The sequence below is a fragment of the Streptomyces sp. NPDC002055 genome, assembly GCF_040296705.1.
Lineage (GTDB): Bacteria > Actinomycetota > Actinomycetes > Streptomycetales > Streptomycetaceae > Streptomyces.
Genome location: NZ_JBEOXS010000044.1, coordinates 16,930 through 33,385, shown reverse-complemented (window position 1 = coordinate 33,385; position 16,456 = coordinate 16,930). Strand labels below are relative to the sequence as shown.

Here is a 16,456-nt window from a genome sequence, read left to right as displayed (position 1 = left end):
GGGGCTCCGCTTCCCCGGCACACCGGTGATGCGCGATGCGCTACGCCCGCCGGTGCGCCGCGCCGCTCTCGGCGAGGACACGCTCTTCGAACTCGATCTGCGGGCGCTCCCGCCGCAGCCGGGTGACGAACGGGCCGGCGAGCACGCCGACGCCGGGCAGGCTCGCGGCGAAGGCCAGCACGCCGTACACCACGGAGACGGTCAGCCCCTGAGCCGCGCCTAGTCCGGCGACCCCGAACGCCCAGGCGGTGACGCCCTCCCGTGGCCCCCAGCCGCCGACGTTCAGCGGCAGGGCCATGGCGAGCAGTGCCAGCACCGCCAGGGGCAGCAGGGCCGCGACGGACGCCTGCGACCCGGCCACGCGGGCGGCGAGGACGAACATGCCGAGGTGTCCCGCGAGGACCGCCAGCGAGGAGACCACCACGCCGGGCCAGAGGTCGCGGGCGAGCAGCGCCCGGCGCGCCTCGGCCAGCACGGCGCGGACGGCCCGGCTCCGGCGGGAGGTGCCGGGCCGGCCGCGCAGCCACAGGACGGCGGCGGCGCCGGCCGCGGCCAGCACGGCGAAGGTGACGACGGCGCCGGGGGTGGTCAGTGCGTGCCGGACGGCGGCGGACGCCGGGGACAGCGGGGCCAGCACCACGGCGGCCCCGACGGCGATCAGCGCCACCTGGCCCGCGGCCCGTTCGAGGACCACCGCGCGCACCCCCCTTCCGAGGTCGCCGGCGTGCTGCCCGTGCTGGACGGCACGGTGGACGTCGCCGAGGACACCGCCGGGCAGTGCCGCGTTCAGGAACAGCGCCCGGTAGTAGTCGGCGACCGCCCGGCCCAGCGGCAGCCGCAGGTCCAGCCCCCGGGCGACCAGGCACCAGCGCCAGGCGCTGCAGACGGTGGTGAGCACGCCGAGGGCGACGGAGGCCAGCAGGGCCGGGCCGTCGATCCTGCGCAGTCCGTCGAGGAACGCGCCGGTGCCCAGCCGCCACAGCAGCACCGCGAGGATGGCCACGCCGGCGAGGGTGCGGAGCCGTTCCCGTGCGGTACGCGACATCACGCGGCCGCCGGGGGCAGGGCGAGCAGGTCGCTGTGGTGCACCACCACCCGCAACTCCCCCGCCGCGCACGCCGCCAGGCGGCGCCGCAGATACTCCTCCGCGCGGTCGGTGAGCTCCGGGCGCTGTTCGCAGGCGGCGGCGACCCAGCCGCGGAGCCACTCCGCCGCGAGCGCGGACGCGTCGGGGCCCAGCCGCCACGCACTGGTGGCGACCCGTACCGTCGCGCCCGCCGCTTCGAAGGCGTCGGTGGCGGCGGCGACGGCGTCCGACCCCAGCAACTCCTCGCGCCGCTGGTGGGCGTTGAACGCGTCGGCGATCTCCGCGTCCAGCGGGTCGGCGGGGGTGATCTCCACCCGGCCGACGACGGAGAGCGCCAGCAGGGCCGGGCACCCGGCGCCGGTGCAGGCGGCGACGAGCCGGTGCAGTTCCTCGGGGGTGAGCACGTCGAGCAGCGCGGAGGCGGTGACGAGCGCGGTGCCCGCCAGGGCCTCCGCCGTCAGGCCGGCGATCGGACCGCACGCGGTGGCCACGGTGACGGGGCTGCCGTCGGCCGCCCCGGACGGGGCCGACGCGGCAGCCCGGGCGAGCAGTTCGGGGTCGTGGTCGTGCAGGATCCAGTGCTGCGCACCGGGCAGGCGCGGGGCGAGCCAGCGGCCCATGGAACCGGTGCCGCAGCCGAGGTCGCGGACGACCTGCGCCCCGTCCTCCGCGTCCCGCCGGCCGGACGCCAGGTGGTCCCGCAGCGGGCCGAGGAGTGCTTCGGCGCGGGCGGCGGCGTCCGCGGGCTCCCGCAGCTGCAGCCACTCCGGGGCGTAGCGCGTGGTGTCGTCGTCGAGTCCGTCCGCGGTGTGCGGGGCGGCGCCGGCCGCGTCCTGCGGGGTGTGGGGTGTCGTGGTGTCGGTGGTGCTCATGCGGCCCTCCGGGGCTCCTGTCGAAGCTGTTCCAGCACTCCGGCGAGACGCTTCGCGGTGCTGTCCCACCCTTCCAACGTGCTGCGTCGCTGCCGGGCGGCATCGCGCAGCCGGCGGCGCAGACCGGGCTCCTCCAGCCAGCGGCGGAGCGCCGCGGTGAGCGCGGCCCGGTCGCCCGGCGGCACGAGGATGCCGGGCACGGTGCCGTCGGGCGCCCGGCCGACGGCCTCCGGGAGGCCGTCCACGGCGGTCGCCAGCACGGGGGTGCCGCGGGCCAGGGCCTCGGTCACGACCATGCCGTAGGTCTCGGCGTAGGACGGCAGAACCAGCAGGTCGGCGGCGGCGTAGCAGGCGTCCAGTGCCGCGCCGGAGCGCGGCCCGACAAGCCGCAGCCGCTCCTGCAGGCCGTGTTCCTCGACGAGTTCGCGCAGCCGGGCGACGTGCGCGAGGTGCTGCTGGAGGCTGCCGACGCAGTCGCAGGTCCAGGGCAGGTCGGCGACGGCCGCCAGGGCCTCGGCGAGCCGGTGCTGCCCCTTGCGCGGCGTGACCGCGGCGACGCAGAGCAGCCGGGTGCCGCCGTCGGTGCCGGGCGCCTCGGGTGCGAGGTCGACGCCGGGGGCGGCGACATGGACCCGGGCGGCGTCGAGCCCGTGGTGGGCCACCAGCCGGCGGCCGGCCCAGGTGCTGGTGGCCACGACCGCCGGGACGGCGCGCAGGGTGCCGCGCTCCCGGGCGTCGAGGTCCGCGGCCAGGGCGGGGGCGAGCCCGGTCTCGTCGCCGAGCGGCAGGTGCACCAGGACCGCCAGCCGCAGCCGCCCGGCCTCGGGGCCGACGATGTCGGGGACGCCGCAGGCCACGAGACCGTCGAGGAGGACGACGGTGCCGTCCGCCAGCTCCGCGAGCAGCCGCGCCAGGTCCCGGCGCGCGGCCGTTCCGGCCTGCGGCCAGGCTCCCGGGACGGTGTGCTCGCGGACCTGCCAGCCGGCCGCGGGCAGCTCCTGGCAGATCCGGCGGTCGTAGGTGTTTCCGCCGCTCGGGGCGGCCGGGTCGTCGACGCCCCCGGGCATGACGACGTGCACCGTGCGCGCGTCGTCCGCCGCGGGGCCGGCGCCGTTCACAGCGGGCGCTCGTAACTCGCCCAGGCGACGTGCGACTCGTGCAGGGTGACCGTGATGCCGTCGAGCCCGCGGGCTCCTTCGCCGAGCGCGCCGGCGTGGACGCGGTCGGCCAGCCGGTCGGCGACGACCTTGGCCAGGGCCTCGGTGGAGGTGTTGATCCCGGTGAAGTCGGGTTCGTCGTCGAGGTTGCGATAGTTGAGGTCACCGAGCACGGCGGCGAGTTCCTGGCCGGCCAGCCCCATGTCGACCACGATGTTGTCGGCGTCGAGTTCGGCGCGGCGGAACGAGGCGTCCACGATGAAGGTCGCTCCGTGCAGGCGCTGTGCCGGGCCGAAGACCTCACCGCGGAAGCTGTGGGCGACCATGAAGTGGTCGCGGACGGTGACGCTGAACAACGGATGCCCCTCCGGGATTCTTGTGCCCCTGGGCGGGGCACGGGTGGCTCACCCGGGTCCGTGGTCCGGGCCCGGGTCGGTGCGTGTGCTGATGAGTACGGACCGGGCCGCGCTCCTGCTCAGACCGGATTCTCCGCGTCGTCGTACCGCACGCGGTGGCACAGCGCCGGGAGGTCGCCGGAGGCGAGCCGCGGCATGACCGCCGGCAGCTCGTCGAAGGCGCACTCCCCGGTGATCAGCGCGTCGAACGCCGGGTCGGCGAGCAGGTCGAGGGAGAGCGCGAGCCGGTCGGCGTAGGTGCGGCGGGAGCGCCGCGCCGGGGACACCGCCCCGACCTGGCTGCTGCGCACGACCAGGCGGCGCGAGTGGAAGGCCTCGCCGAGCGGCAGACTGATCCGGCGGTCGCCGTACCAGCTCATCTCCAGGACCGTGCCGTCCGGGTCGAGGAGTTCGAGGGAGCGGGCGAGGCCGGCCTCGGTGGCGCTGGCGTGCACCACGAGGTCGAGGCCGTCCGCGGCCTTCTCCGGGAGGGCGAAGTCCACGCCGAGGGCCTCGGCGATGCCGGCCTTCTCCGGGTCGGCGTCGACGAGCTGGACCCGGACGCCGGGGTACCGGTTCAGGAGGGCGGCGACGCTGCAGCCGACCATGCCCGCGCCCACCACGGCGATCCGGTCGCCGATCATCGGGGCGGCGTCCCACAGGGCGTTCACCGCGGTCTCGACCGTTCCCGCCAGCACGGCCCGGTGCGCGGGTACGGTGTCCGGCACCGGGGTCACGGCGCTCGCCGGGACGACGAAGCGGGTCTGGTGCGGGTAGAGGGAGAAGACCGTACGGCCGAGCAGTTCGGGCGGCCCCTCCTCGACGCGGCCGACGTTGAGGTAGCCGTACTTGACCGGCCCGGGGAAGTCGCCGTCCTGGAAGGGGGCGCGCATCGTGGCGTGCTGGCTCTCGGGTACCCCGCCGCGGAAGACCAGGGTCTCGGTGCCGCGGCTCACCCCGGAGTACCGCGTCCGCACCAGGACCTCGCCGGCGGCGGGCCCGTTGAGGGGGGCCGGCCGGATCTCGCCGTGGCCGGGAGACCGGAGCCAGAAGGCGCGTGCTGTGCGCTGCATCGACATCCTCCTGAACAGTCGGGCGCTGGCTCACGTACGTACGTCGTGACGAGGGCGCGGTCACGATACGCGGCCCTCACGCAGCTTGTCACACAACGGGAGGAGGCCCATGGCCGTCTACGAGGGCTACGGCACCCAGGTGTTCCACCGGGAGACCACCACGGGAATGGGCGCGCAGCTGGTCCTGCTGGGGCTGCTCTGGACAGCGGTCGGACTGGGTCCGGCGGGCTGGCTCACCGGGGCGGTCTTCGCGATGTCCACCTGGGTGGTGCTCACCCGTGCCCTGCGCCGGTCGTGGACCCGGTCGTTCGGACCGGCCAACGGCGTCACGCTGGCCCGCGCGATCCTGGTGGGGGGTGTGACCGCGCTGGTCGCGGACTCCTTCGTACGGGAGCCGTCGGTGGCGGTGCTGGTCGCCCTGGCGACGGTGGCGCTGATCCTCGACGGGGTGGACGGGCAGGTCGCCCGGCGCACCGGGACGGCGACCCCGCTCGGCGCGCGCTTCGACATGGAGGTCGACGCGTTTTTGATCCTGGTGCTCAGCGTGCAGGTCGCGACGGCGCTGGGGCCGTGGGTGCTGCTGATCGGCGCCATGCGGTACGCGTTCGTCGCCGCGGCCCGGGTGCTGCCCTGGCTGAACGGGGCGCTGCCGCCGAGCACCGCCCGCAAGGCGGTGGCCGCCTCGCAGGGGATCGCCCTGGTGGTGGCGGCGGCCGATGTCCTGCCGCAGGCCGCGGCGTTCGCCGTGGTCCTGACGGCGCTCGCGCTGCTGGTCTGGTCCTTCGGGCGGGACATCGCCGGGCTGTACCGGGGCCGGGAGATCCCGGCCACCGCCGCAGCGGCTGCCTCCGGCACGACGGCTCCCGAGGTCGCAGCACCTACGGTCGCAGCACCTGAGGTCACTGCACCCGAGGTCACGGCCCCCGAAGCGACGGTCCGGCAGGCGGCCTGACGGCCGTTCGTCCCCCGCGCACCCTGAGGAGCGCTCCGGCCACGGGGCTTCGCAGACGTCACGGCGGCTGGTCCCCGCGGGCGCGCTCCCGGCGGACCACCTCGGGCAGGTCGGCGAGCCGGTCCAGTCCGCGCAACGGCTGCCGCATCCGGGCGTTGCCGGCCAGTTCCGTGCGGTGCCGGTCGAGGAACCACCAGTACCCCGCGGAGTAGGGGCAGCCGGTGGGCCCGGTGCGCTCGCCGGGCCGGTAGGCGCAGGGCCCGCAGAAGTCGCTCATCCGGTTGATGTAGGGCCCGCCGCAGACATAGGGCTTGGTGGTCATCCGGCCGCCGTCGGCGTACTGGGACATCCCGATGACGTTCGGCACCATCACCCAGTCGTAGCCGTCGACGAAGCTGCGGTGGAACCAGTCGGTGACCCGGTCCGGGTGCCAGCCGCGCTGCAGCGCCCAGTTGCCGAGCACCATCAGCCGGGGGATGTGATGCACCCAGCCGCGGTCGCGGACCTCGGCGAGGACACCGGCCAGGCAGCGCGCGGTGACGGCGTCCGCGTCGAGCTCGGTGAACCAGCCGGGCAGCGGCCGGTGGTGGCGCAGCGCGTTGCGCTCCCGGTACCGCGGCCGAAGTGCCAGTACACCTGCCAGACGTATTCGCGCCAGCCGGCGATCTGCCGGACGAAGCCTTCGACCGCGTTGAGCGGTGCGGCCCCGGAGCGGTAGGCGCGCTCGGCGGCGGCCAGGCACTCGTCGGGGGTGAGCAGCCCGAGGTTGAGCGGGGCGGAGAGCAGGCTGTGGCTCATGGCCCAGTCGTCGGCGAGCATGGCGTCCTCCCACCGGCCGAAGGTGGGCAGACGCCGTTCGACGAAGGCGCGCAGGGCCCGGCGGGCCTCGGCGCGGTCGGCGGGGAAGATCCGCGGGCCGTCCCGGCCGACGAAGGAGACCTCGCCGGCCCGCTCCCACCGGTCGAGGTCGGCGCGGACCTCGTCGTCGACGGCGTCCTCGCGCGGACGGTACGGGCGGGGCACCGGCAGGGCGGAGGCGCCGCGGGGCGGGGGCTCCCGGTTGTCGGTGTCGAGGTTCCACCGGCCGCCGGCGGGCCGGTCCCCGTCCATCAGCAGATCGCGGCCGCGGCGCACCGTGCGGTAGAAGTCCTCCAGCCGCAGTCCCGGGCCGCGCGTGCCCTCCGCCCACCGGGCGAATTCCTCCCGGGGGACGAGGAAGCCGCGCGGCGGCAGGACGTCGGCCTGATCCAGGGAGTTCACCAGGGCGAGGGCTGCGTGCGAGGTGGGGTGATGGACGGTCACCCGGGCGTCGCCCACGGCCCGGCGCAGCCCTTCCCGGTAGGTGTCGGCCCGGATGTAGCGCACGGCGTCGCCGAGTTCGGCGGCGCGGTGGCGCATGGCGGAGAGCAGCAGATGGGCCTTGGCCCGGTGGAAACGGCGGCGGCGCAGCACGGCGCGGGACTCGATCATGACGAGGGTGGTGCCCGGCGGGGCGAAGTGCGGGCCGAGCTGGTCTCCGAAGATCCAGTGGAAGGGGGCGCTCCGGGCGGTGTGACGGGCCATCCGGCGCATTATGTCCTGACGGGTGGTCAGCCCCCGGGAATGGCGCGGGCGGTTCGCGGAGTGGAGACGCGGAGCGGACCGGACGCAAGCCGGACGGAGGCTTCCGCGATGACGCGCGGGCGCGGAAAGAGGCAGCGGTTCCCCGAACAACCCCCGTGCGTTCGGGGAACCGACATTCCTGATCGGGCGGCAGGCGGCGTACGGTCCTCGCCCGCCCCGACGCGGCGGCGCCGGCGGTTCGATCCGCGGCTCCTCGGTCGGCTCACCCGAAGGCAGGCGCACCCGGGGGCCGGTGGCTTCGAGCCGTTCCGGGGTCCGAGGTGCGCTGACGAGGTAACGCTAGGCGAGGCGGTCACCTGCGTCAAGTTCATTGGACAGCTGATGGACAGTCGGAGAACGGAGAGACGGAACCGGTCGGTCGGCCCAGTCCGTCAGGCCTCGCCGTGCGAAGGGTGGGGAGCGGCCGCCGCCGTGGGAGCGGCTCCGTCGGCCGCCCGCTCCTTGACCATGCGGAGCGCCCGCTCGATGGCTTCGAGCTCCTCGGGCCGCAGCAGCGCGAAACGGTACGCCAGGGCCTCGTCCAGCCGCCCGTCCCCGTCGCACGGAGCGGCGGTGACGGGAACGAAGTAGGAGGGCGGCAGCCCGAAGAAGCCGGCCAGCATGTCCCGCGTCTTGTCGGTGATGTTGGTCGCGTCACCGTTCAGGATGTTGTGGACGTGGCCGTGCGAGATGGTGGCGCCGTCGTTCGCCTCCCGGATGCACTGGGTGAGCTTCCGGACGGACGGCACGTTCCCCCGGCCGTACTTCTCCTCCAGGAGGCTCCACACCGTACGGGCGAGCCACACCCCGGAGGTGTCACTCGACGCGGCTGCGTTCATGCCCGGCGACCTCCCCTCAAGCGCCTGCATGTCCTCCCGAGTGTACCTGTGGGAGGACATGTCCTGAGGGGTACTCACATCCCTGACGGATCCGCCCCGCGCCGGCGGGAGGGCCGGGCGGGGCGGATCAGGAGGGACGGGGAGCGGTCAGTCGTCGCCGCCCTCGAGGTCGCCCTCGGTCTCCAGGAACACCTGACGCAGCTCGTCGAGCACGGCCGGGTCGGGCTTGGCCCACATGCCCCGGCTCTCGGCCTCCAGCAGCCGCTCCGCCATGCCGTGCAGCGCCCAGGGGTTGGCCTCCTGGAGGAACTCCCGGTTCTCCGGGTCGAGCACATAGGTCTGCGCGAGCTTGTCGTACATCCAGTCGGCGACCACGCCGGTGGTGGCGTCGTAGCCGAAGAGGTAGTCGACGGTGGCGGCGAGTTCGAAGGCGCCCTTGTAGCCGTGCCGGCGCATCGCCTCGATCCAGCGGGGGTTGACCACGCGGGCGCGGAACACCCGGGAGGTCTCCTCCACCAGGGTCCGGGTCCGCACGGTCTCCGGCCGGGTGCTGTCACCGATGTACGCCTCGGGGGCGGTGCCCTTGAGAGCGCGCACGGTGGCGACCATGCCGCCGTGGTACTGGAAGTAGTCGTCGGAGTCGGCGATGTCGTGCTCGCGGGTGTCGGTGTTCTTGGCCGCCACCGCGATCCGCCGGTAGGCCGTCTCCATCTCCTCGCGCGCCGGGCGGCCTTCGAGCTCCCGGCCGTAGGCGAAGCCGCCCCAGACCGTGTACACCTCGGCCAGGTCGGCGTCGGTGCGCCAGTCGCGGCTGTCGATGAGCTGGAGCAGTCCGGCGCCGTAGGTCCCCGGCCGGGAGCCGAAGATCCGGGTGGTGGCCCGGCGTTCGTCGCCGTGCTCGGCGAGGTCGGCCCGGGTGTGCGCGCGGACGAAGTTGTCGTCGTCGCCCTCCTCCAGGGAGGCGGCGAGCCGCACCGCGTCGTCCAGCAGCCCGATCACATGAGGGAAGGCGTCCCGGAAGAAGCCGCTGATGCGCAGGGTGACATCGATCCGGGGGCGGCCCAGCTGGTCGAGCGGGACCGGCTCCAGACCGGTGACGCGGCGGGACGCCTCGTCCCACACCGGCCGGATGCCCAGCAGGGCCAGCGCCTCGGCCACGTCGTCGCCGGAGGTGCGCATCGCGCTGGTGCCCCACAGGGACAGGCCCACCGACCGCGGCCAGTCGCCGTTGTCGGTGCGGTAGCGCTCCAGCAGCGAGTCGGCGAGGGCCTGTCCGGTCTCCCAGGCCAGCCGGCTGGGGACGGCCTTGGGGTCGACGGAGTAGAAGTTGCGGCCGGTCGGCAGCACGTTGACCAGACCGCGCAGCGGCGACCCGGAGGGGCCCGCCGGGACGAAGCCGCCGGCCAGGGCGTGCACCGCGTGGTCGATCTCGTCGGTGGTGGACGCCAGCCGCGGCACGACCTCGCGGGCGGCGAAGTCCAGGATCGCGGCGACGCCCTCGCGCTGCTCCTCGGGGAGGCCGAGGCAGACCTTCTCGGTGGCCGCCGGGTCCCAGCTGGCGTCCTCCATGGCCTGGACGAGGGCGCGGGCGCGCTCCTCCGCGTCGTCGGCGCCGGTGCGGGTGGCGGCGGACTCGTCCAGGCCGAGGGCCTCGCGCAGACCGGGGAGCGCGGACGTGCCGCCCCAGATCTGCCGGGCGCGCAGGATGGCGAGCACCAGGTTGACCCGCTCCGGGCCGCCGGGGGCCTGGCCGAGGACGTGCAGACCGTCGCGGATCTGGGCGTCCTTGACCTCGCACAGCCAGCCGTCGACGTGCAGCAGGAAGTCGTCGAAGCCGTCGTCGTCCGGCCGCTCCTCCAGACCCAGGTCGTGGTCGAGCCGGGCGGCCTGGATCAGGGTCCAGATCTGGGCGCGGATGGCGGGCAGCTTCGCCGGGTCCATGGACGAGATGGCCGCGTACTCGTCGAGCAGCTGCTCCAGCCGCGCGATGTCGCCGTAGCTGTCGGCGCGGGCCATCGGCGGGACGAGGTGGTCGACCAGCGTCGCGTGCACCCGGCGCTTGGCCTGGGTGCCCTCGCCCGGGTCGTTGACCAGGAAGGGGTAGATCAGCGGCAGGTCGCCGAGCGCGGCGTCCGGCCCGCAGGCCGCGGAGAGGCCGGCGTTCTTGCCCGGCAGCCACTCCAGGTTGCCGTGCTTGCCGAGGTGCACCATGGCGTCGGCGCCGAATCCGCCGTCCTCCTGCGCGGCGGCGATCCAGCGGTAGGCGGCCAGGTAGTGGTGCGAGGGCGGCAGGTCCGGGTCGTGGTAGATCGCGATGGGGTTCTCGCCGAAGCCGCGCGGCGGCTGGATGAGGACGAGCAGATTGCCGCGGCGGAGCGCGGCGAGCACGATCTCGCCCTCGGGGTCGCGGCTGGTGTCGACGAACATGCGGCCGGGCGGCGGGCCCCAGTGCTCCTCGACGGCGTCCCGCAGCTCCTGCGGCAACCGGCCGTACCAGCGCCGGTAGTCGGCGGCCGGGATGCGGACCGGGTTGCGGGTGAGCTGCTCCTCGGTGAGCCAGTCCTGGTCGTGCCCGCCGGCCTCGATCAGGGCGTAGATGAGGTCGTCGCCGACGCCGGAGGCGAGGCCGGGCAGCGCGTCCGGGCCGTCCTCGGGGCCGAGGTCGTAGCCCTCGGCGCGCAGCCGGCGCAGCAGGGCGACGGCGCTGGCGGGGGTGTCGAGGCCGACCGCGTTGCCGATCCGGGCGTGCTTGGTGGGGTACGCGGACAGCACCAGGGCGAGGCGCTTGCCGGCGGCCGGGACATGGCGCAGCCGGGCGTGGCGCACGGCGATGCCGGCGACGCGGGCGGCGCGTTCGGGGTCGGCCACATAGGCGGGCAGCCCGTCCTCGTCCACCTCCTTGAAGGAGAACGGCACGGTGATCAGGCGCCCGTCGAACTCGGGGACGGCGACCTGGGTGGCGGCGTCGAGCGGCGAGAGACCCTCGTCGTTCTCCTCCCAGGCGGTGCGCGGTCCGGTGAGGCACAGCGCCTGGAGGATCGGCACGTCGAGGGCGGCGAGCGCGCCGGCGTCCCACGCCTCGTCGTCACCGCCGGCGGAGGCGTCGGCGGGGCGGGTGCCGCCCGCGGCGAGGACGGTGGTGATCACGGCGTCGGCCGCGCCGAGGGCCTCGACCAGCTCCGGCTCGGGGGCGCGCAGCGAGGCCACGTACAGCGGCAGCGGGCGCCCGCCGGCGTCCTCGATGGCGGTGGACAGGGCTTCCACGAAGGCGGTGTTGCCGCTCATGTGGTGCGCCCGGTAGTAGAGCACCGCGACGACGGGGCCGGTGGCGTCCGCCCGCGGGGTGCGCTCCAGCGGGCCCCAGGTGGGGGCGGCGGCGGGCGGCTCGAAGCCGTGCCCGGTGAGCAGCACGGTGTCCGAGAGGAACCGGGCGAGCTGTTCGAGGTTGGCGGGCCCGCCGTGCGCGAGGTAGGCGTGGGCCTCGGCGGCGATGCCGATGGGGACGGTGGACGCCTCCATCAGCTGGGCGTCCGGCGCCTGTTCGCCGGTGAGCACGACGACCGGACGCGGCCCGGCGAGGAGCGTGTCGAGCCCCTCCTGCCAGGCCCGCAGGCCGCCGAGCAGCCGGACGACGACGAGGTCGACGCCGTCCAGCAGGGCGGGCAGGTCGTCCAGTGCGAGCCGCGCCGGATTGGCGAGCCGGTACGGGACCGGTCCGTCACTCGCGCGGGCGCTGAGCAGGTCGGTGTCGGACGTCGACAGCAGCAGGATCATGCGGCGCTCCCCAGGGCATCGGTGGTGGCGTCAGGGGTGCGGCGGGGGCATGTGCGCATGCGGCAGCGGCCTTCCTCGGGGTCCGCGCCCCGGGCGGTGGAGGACGGCGGGAGTTCCTGGCTCACGCGGCTGTGCCGCGGTCACAGTGGCGGGACCGCGCCGGACTCGCACCGGCTTCCTCCCCTGGCGCCGTCGCTGGCGTCCGGCGGTTCCGGTTGAACCGCCGTGAGCATCGTAAGGGCTGCCGCTCACCGGCGGTACATACACCCGTGGGGAGGGTCGGTATGCTCCGCGCCATGCCTCTCACACCCGCGACCAGCGCACGGAGGGCCGGACCGCCCGCTCGCGGGGGCGGGGACGCCTGCCCCGGCGCGCTGCGTCTGCACACCGCGGACGACGGTTCGCTGGCGCGGATCCGGCTGCCCGCCGGTCTTTTGACGTGCCGTCAGATCGACGCCCTGGCACGGGTGTCGGAGGAGCTGGGGGACGGGCACCTGGACCTCACCTCCCGCGGCAACGTGCAACTGCGGGGCCTGGCCGCCGATGACGGCGCCGAACTCGCCCGCCTGCTGCGGGACGCGGATCTGCTGCCCTCGGAACGGCACGAGCGGGTGCGCAACATCGTCGCCTCACCGCTGTCCGGACTGGACGGGGCGGGGCACGCGGATGTCCGGCCCTGGGTCCGCGAACTCGACACCCGGGTGTGCGCGAACCCGGACACCGCCATGCTTTCCGGGCGTTTCCTCTTCGCCGTCGACGACGGGCGCGGGGATGTCGCCGCGCTGGGCCCGGACGTGACATTGATCGCAGCGGAGCACGGGAGCGCCGTGCTCCACCTCGACGGGGACGGCCCGGGGCTGCGCATCGCCGCGGCCGACGGGCCGCGGGCCGCCGTGCTGGCCGCCGAGGAGTTCCTGGACGCGGCCGGGGCGGCGGGCGGCCGCGTCTGGCGGGTACGGGACCTGCCCCCGGCCGACGCGCTGCCGGCCCGGGTGCACGGCCGGCTGGCCCGCGAGGGCATCGACGCGCAGCCCGTCGAGGAGCCCCCGGCACACGGCGCGCCGCCCGCGGCCGGGGTGATCCACGGCCCGGACGGCCGCTGTTCGCTCTCCGTCGGGGCGCCGTTGGGGCGGCTGTCCGCGGCGCAGTGGCGGCTGCTCGGGGTCACGGCCGCCCGCGGCGGACCTGCGGAAGCGCGTGTGACACCCTGGCGCGGCATCGTGCTGCCCGGATTCCCGCCCGGTGCGGCGGCGGCCGGTCTCGACGCCCTGGAGCAGGCCGGATTCGTCACCGGCCCCGGGTCCCCGTGGCGGGGGGTGGGCGCCTGCACCGGGCGGCCGGGGTGCGCCAAGTCCCTGGCGGACGTGCGCGCCGACGCCGTGGCGGCGGTGGCGGGCAGCGGGAGCGGCAACCCCGGTCTGCTGCCCGTGTACTGGTCGGGGTGCGAGCGCCGGTGCGGCCACCCGCAGGGCCACTGGGTGGACGTCCTGGCCACCGGCCGCGGCTACCGGGTGACCGTCCGGGGCGGACCCGCCGGCGGCACGGGCACGGAAGCGGCAGCAGAGCAGACGGCCGGCGCGGTGGCGGCGGCTCGCGGAACGACATGAACGAGGACACAGTGTTCGACTACGAGAAGGACGGCGCGGCCATCTACCGCCAGTCCTTTGCGACGATCCGCGCCGAGGCGGACCTCGGGGCGCTGCCCCCGGACGTCAGCCAGGTCGCGGTGCGGATGATCCACGCCTGCGGCATGGTCGACCTCGTCCGGGACCTCGGCCACACGCCCGAGGTGGTGTCCCGCGCCCGCGCCGCGCTGCACGCCGGGGCGCCGATCCTCTGCGACGTCGCCATGGTCGCCAGCGGGGTCACCCGCAAGCGGCTGCCCGCCCGCAACGAGGTGATCTGCACCCTGTCCGACCCCGGGGTGCCGGAGCTGGCCGCCCGGATGGGCACCACGCGCAGCGCCGCCGCCCTGGAGCTGTGGCGGGACCGGATGGAGGGCGCGGTGATAGCCGTCGGCAACGCGCCCACCGCCCTGTTCCGGCTGCTGGAGATGATCGAGGAGGGGGCGCCGCGCCCGGCCGCGGTCATCGGCGTTCCGGTCGGCTTCATCGGCGCGGCCGAGTCCAAGGACGCCCTGGCCGGCCACCCGGCGGGCCTCGACCACCTGATCGTGCGGGGGCGGCGGGGCGGCAGCGCCATCGCCGCCGCGGCCGTCAACGCGATTGCGAGCGAGGAAGAGTGAGCGACCAGCAGGACGGGCGCACCGGCCGGCTCTACGGAGTGGGTCTCGGGCCCGGGGACCCCTCCCTGATGACCGTACGGGCCGTGGAGGTCATCGCCGAGGCCGATGTCGTCGCCTATCACAGCGCCCGGCACGGGCGGAGCATCGCGCGCTCCATCGCCGAACGGCATCTGCGCCCCGACCACATCGAGGAGCGGCTGGTCTACCCGGTGACGACGGAGACCACCGACCACCCCGGCGGCTACCAGGGCGCGATGGACGAGTTCTACGCCGAGGCGTCCGCCCGGCTGGCCGCGCACCTGGACGCGGGCCGGACCGTGGCGGTGCTGGCGGAGGGCGATCCGCTCTTCTACGGCTCCTACATGCACATGCACAAGCGGCTCGCCGACCGCTATCCGACGGAGGTCGTACCCGGGGTCACCTCGGTGAGCGCCGCCGCGGCCCGGCTCGGCAAGCCGCTGGTGGAGGGCGAGGAGGTGCTGACGATCCTGCCGGGCACGCTGCCCGAGGAGGAGCTGACGGCCCGGCTCGCCGCGACGGACTCGGCCGCGGTGATGAAGCTCGGCCGCACCTTCCCGACGGTGCGGCGCGCCCTGGAGCGGTCCGGGCGGCTGACGGACGCGGCGTACGTCGAGCGCGCCACCATGGCCGCCGAGCGCACCGCGCCGATGACCGAGGTCGACCCGGAGTCGGTGCCGTACTTCGCGGTGGCCGTACTGCCCAGCCGGATCGGTGTCCCGGCCGCGGACCCCGCGCCCGCCGCCGCGCCGGTGGCCGACGCGCCGCAGGAGGGGCAGGGCGAGGTGGTCGTGGTCGGTCTCGGCCCGGCGGGCCCGCTGTGGCTCACCCCGGAGGCCCGCGGCGAACTGGCCGCCGCCCAGGACCTGGTCGGCTACACCACCTATCTGGACCGGGTGCCGGTGCGCCCCGGGCAACGGCGGCACGCCTCGGACAACAAGGTGGAGGCGGAGCGCGCGGAGTTCGCGCTCGACCTCGCCAGGCAGGGGCGGCGGGTCGCCGTCGTCTCCTCCGGCGACCCCGGGGTCTTCGCCATGGCGACCGCCGTGCTGGAGGCCGCGTCTGAGGACCCGTACCGCGAGGTCCCGGTGCGGGTGCTGCCCGGCATGACCGCCGCACATGCGGCGGCTTCGCGCGCGGGCGCCCCGCTCGGCCACGACTACGCGGTGGTCTCGCTCTCCGACCGGCTCAAGCCGTGGGAGGTCATCGCCGAGCGGCTGCGGTCGGCCGCCGCGGCCGACTTGGTGCTGGCGCTCTACAACCCCGGTTCGCGGAGCCGGATCTGGCAGGTGGGCAAGGCCCGCGAGCTGCTGCTGGAGTACCGCGCCCCCGACACCCCGGTGGTGCTCGGCCGGGACGTCGGCGGCCCGGAGGAGAGCGTACGGATCGTCCGGCTGGCCGATCTCGACCCGGACGACGTCGACATGCGCACGATCCTGCTGGTCGGCTCGTCGCAGACCCGGTCGGTACGGCGCGGGAACGGCCAGGAGATCGTCTGGACGCCCCGCCGCTACCCGAAGGACTGACGGGCTGTCACCCCGGGCCCCGGCCCCGGCCCCGGGCGCGCCCTGCGGGCCGGGGAGCCGGGTGCTTCGGTCCCGGGGGTGCACGCCGTCCGCGGGCCTGCCTCAGCCGGGGGTGGGTGCTCCGGCCTGCCTCAGCCGAGGGTGCTCCGCAGCCAGGTCGCGGCCGCGGCCGGGTCCTCGGCGACCGGAACGCCCTCGGGCACCGGCGGGCGGCGGACCACGACCACCGGGATCCCGGCGTCACGGGCGGCGGTGAGCTTGGCGGCCGTCGCCCGGCCCCCGCTGTCCTTGGTCACCACCACGTCGATCCGGTGCCGGCGCAGCAGCTCGGCCTCGCCCTCGACGGTGAACGGCCCCCGGTCGAGCAGCACCTCCATCCGGGCCGGCTGCGGCGGCTCCGGGGCGTCGACCGAGCGCACCAGGAACCACAGCCGGTCCAGGTGGGCGAAGGCGGCGAGCCCCATCCGGCCGGTGGTGAGGAACACCCGCTCCCCCAGGCCGGGGAGCACCTCGGCCGCCGCGGCCAGGGAGTCCACCGGATGCCAGCGGTCGCCCGGACCGGCCACCCAGCCGGGACGGCGCAGGGCGAGCAGGGGAACATGGACCGCGGCGGCGGCCTCCGCCGCGTTGAAACTGATCGTGCCGGCGAAAGGATGGGTGGCATCGATGAGCGCGTCCACCCGGTGCTCGCGCAGCCAGCGGGCCAGGCCCGCGGGGCCGCCGAACCCGCCGATCCGCACCTCACCGGCGGGCCGGCGCGGCTCGGCGACCCGGCCCGCGAGGGAGCTGGTCACCCGCAGCGCCGGGTCCCCGGCGAGTTCCTCCGCCAGTCGGCGCGCCTCGGTGGTGCCGCCCAGCACCAGCACATGCCGTGTCCCGCTCATCGCCTGCTCCTCCGTGTTCCGCGGACCGGTGA

12 protein-coding genes, 1 pseudogene and 1 riboswitch are annotated in these 16,456 nt (G+C 75.4%); of the genes and pseudogenes, 4 read left to right on the top strand and 9 right to left on the bottom strand.

What is annotated here, in order from left to right; all coding sequences use genetic code 11:
* Nucleotides 1-40 precede the first annotated feature (40 nt).
* The 5 genes from ABT112_RS24710 to ABT112_RS24690 all read right to left on the bottom strand — a co-directional run bounded on the left by ABT112_RS24710 (nucleotide 41) and on the right by ABT112_RS24690 (nucleotide 4,584).
* The gene (locus ABT112_RS24710) at nucleotides 41-1,045 is read right to left on the bottom strand and encodes a lysylphosphatidylglycerol synthase transmembrane domain-containing protein (RefSeq protein ID WP_351513032.1); all 1,005 of its coding nucleotides are present in this window, start codon (nucleotides 1,043-1,045) and stop codon (nucleotides 41-43) included.
* Nucleotides 1,045-1,959 carry a methyltransferase domain-containing protein gene (locus tag ABT112_RS24705; RefSeq protein ID WP_351513030.1) on the bottom strand — a complete coding sequence of 305 codons (915 nt, stop codon included), beginning with the start codon at nucleotides 1,957-1,959 and terminating at the stop codon, nucleotides 1,045-1,047. Before ABT112_RS24705 ends, ABT112_RS24710 begins: the two co-directional genes overlap by 1 nt.
* Nucleotides 1,956-3,026 carry a glycosyltransferase family 4 protein gene (locus ABT112_RS24700; RefSeq protein WP_351513078.1) on the bottom strand — a complete coding sequence of 357 codons (1,071 nt, stop codon included), beginning with the start codon at nucleotides 3,024-3,026 and terminating at the stop codon, nucleotides 1,956-1,958. Before ABT112_RS24700 ends, ABT112_RS24705 begins: the two co-directional genes overlap by 4 nt.
* A gap of 47 nt (nucleotides 3,027-3,073) precedes the next feature.
* Nucleotides 3,074-3,472, bottom strand: a complete 399-nt coding sequence (locus tag ABT112_RS24695; protein WP_351513029.1) for a 6-pyruvoyl trahydropterin synthase family protein — start codon at nucleotides 3,470-3,472, stop codon at nucleotides 3,074-3,076.
* 119 nt (nucleotides 3,473-3,591) lie between these two features.
* Nucleotides 3,592-4,584 (bottom strand): zinc-dependent alcohol dehydrogenase, encoded by a 993-nt coding sequence (locus tag ABT112_RS24690; protein ID WP_351513027.1) that lies wholly within the window; start codon nucleotides 4,582-4,584, stop codon nucleotides 3,592-3,594.
* 109 nt (nucleotides 4,585-4,693) lie between these two features.
* Here ABT112_RS24690 and ABT112_RS24685 point away from each other — a divergent pair, with 109 nt between their 5' ends.
* Complete coding sequence (locus ABT112_RS24685; protein ID WP_351513026.1) at nucleotides 4,694-5,536, top strand: CDP-alcohol phosphatidyltransferase family protein; 843 nt, start codon at nucleotides 4,694-4,696, stop codon at nucleotides 5,534-5,536.
* A gap of 58 nt (nucleotides 5,537-5,594) precedes the next feature.
* Here ABT112_RS24685 and ABT112_RS24680 read toward each other — a convergent pair.
* From ABT112_RS24680 to cobN, 3 genes and pseudogenes are all read right to left on the bottom strand, one after another.
* Nucleotides 5,595-7,099: pseudogene (locus ABT112_RS24680) on the bottom strand (cryptochrome/photolyase family protein).
* 431 nt (nucleotides 7,100-7,530) lie between these two features.
* Nucleotides 7,531-7,977, bottom strand: a complete 447-nt coding sequence (locus tag ABT112_RS24675; RefSeq protein WP_351513024.1) for a hypothetical protein — start codon at nucleotides 7,975-7,977, stop codon at nucleotides 7,531-7,533.
* A 147-nt stretch (nucleotides 7,978-8,124) separates the two neighbouring features.
* Nucleotides 8,125-11,751, bottom strand: a complete 3,627-nt coding sequence (gene cobN, locus ABT112_RS24670; protein ID WP_351513022.1) for a cobaltochelatase subunit CobN — start codon at nucleotides 11,749-11,751, stop codon at nucleotides 8,125-8,127.
* Nucleotides 11,752-11,861: 110 nt separating this feature from the next.
* A riboswitch (cobalamin riboswitch) is annotated at nucleotides 11,862-11,932 on the bottom strand.
* Between the two features lie 115 nt (nucleotides 11,933-12,047).
* Between cobN and cobG the strand changes: the two genes are divergently transcribed.
* Genes cobG through ABT112_RS24655 form a run of 3 tightly spaced genes read left to right on the top strand, consistent with a single transcriptional unit; the run spans nucleotide 12,048 to nucleotide 15,540 of the window.
* Entirely contained in the window at nucleotides 12,048-13,358 is a 1,311-nt protein-coding gene (gene cobG, locus ABT112_RS24665) for a precorrin-3B synthase (protein ID WP_351513020.1), read from the top strand.
* Entirely contained in the window at nucleotides 13,355-13,996 is a 642-nt protein-coding gene (locus ABT112_RS24660) for a precorrin-8X methylmutase (protein ID WP_351513019.1), read from the top strand. Before cobG ends, ABT112_RS24660 begins: the two co-directional genes overlap by 4 nt.
* A complete protein-coding gene (locus ABT112_RS24655; protein ID WP_351513017.1) occupies nucleotides 13,993-15,540 on the top strand; it encodes a precorrin-2 C(20)-methyltransferase in 1,548 nt (515 codons plus the stop codon). The genes ABT112_RS24660 and ABT112_RS24655 overlap by 4 nt, the downstream gene beginning before the upstream one ends.
* 131 nt (nucleotides 15,541-15,671) lie before the next feature.
* On the opposite strand, the gene ABT112_RS24650 is transcribed toward ABT112_RS24655, so the two are convergent.
* Nucleotides 15,672-16,424, bottom strand: coding sequence for a cobalt-precorrin-6A reductase (locus tag ABT112_RS24650; RefSeq protein ID WP_351513015.1), 753 nt, complete (start codon nucleotides 16,422-16,424; stop codon nucleotides 15,672-15,674).
* Between the last annotated feature and the right edge of the window lie 32 nt (nucleotides 16,425-16,456).

Bases quoted from the DNA above. Each gene is read 5' to 3' on its own strand.
- ABT112_RS24710 (WP_351513032.1), bottom strand. From the start codon at position 1,045: ATGTCGCGTACCGCACGGGAACGGCTCCGCACCCTCGCCGGCGTGGCC.
- ABT112_RS24705 (WP_351513030.1), bottom strand. From the start codon at position 1,959: ATGAGCACCACCGACACCACGACACCCCACACCCCGCAGGACGCGGCC.
- ABT112_RS24700 (WP_351513078.1), bottom strand. From the start codon at position 3,026: ATGCCCGGGGGCGTCGACGACCCGGCCGCCCCGAGCGGCGGAAACACC.
- ABT112_RS24690 (WP_351513027.1), bottom strand. From the start codon at position 4,584: ATGCAGCGCACAGCACGCGCCTTCTGGCTCCGGTCTCCCGGCCACGGC.
- ABT112_RS24685 (WP_351513026.1), top strand. From the start codon at position 4,694: ATGGCCGTCTACGAGGGCTACGGCACCCAGGTGTTCCACCGGGAGACC.
- ABT112_RS24675 (WP_351513024.1), bottom strand. From the start codon at position 7,977: ATGAACGCAGCCGCGTCGAGTGACACCTCCGGGGTGTGGCTCGCCCGT.
- cobN (WP_351513022.1), bottom strand. From the start codon at position 11,751: ATGATCCTGCTGCTGTCGACGTCCGACACCGACCTGCTCAGCGCCCGC.
- cobG (WP_351513020.1), top strand. From the start codon at position 12,048: ATGCCTCTCACACCCGCGACCAGCGCACGGAGGGCCGGACCGCCCGCT.
- ABT112_RS24660 (WP_351513019.1), top strand. From the start codon at position 13,355: ATGAACGAGGACACAGTGTTCGACTACGAGAAGGACGGCGCGGCCATC.
- ABT112_RS24650 (WP_351513015.1), bottom strand. From the start codon at position 16,424: ATGAGCGGGACACGGCATGTGCTGGTGCTGGGCGGCACCACCGAGGCG.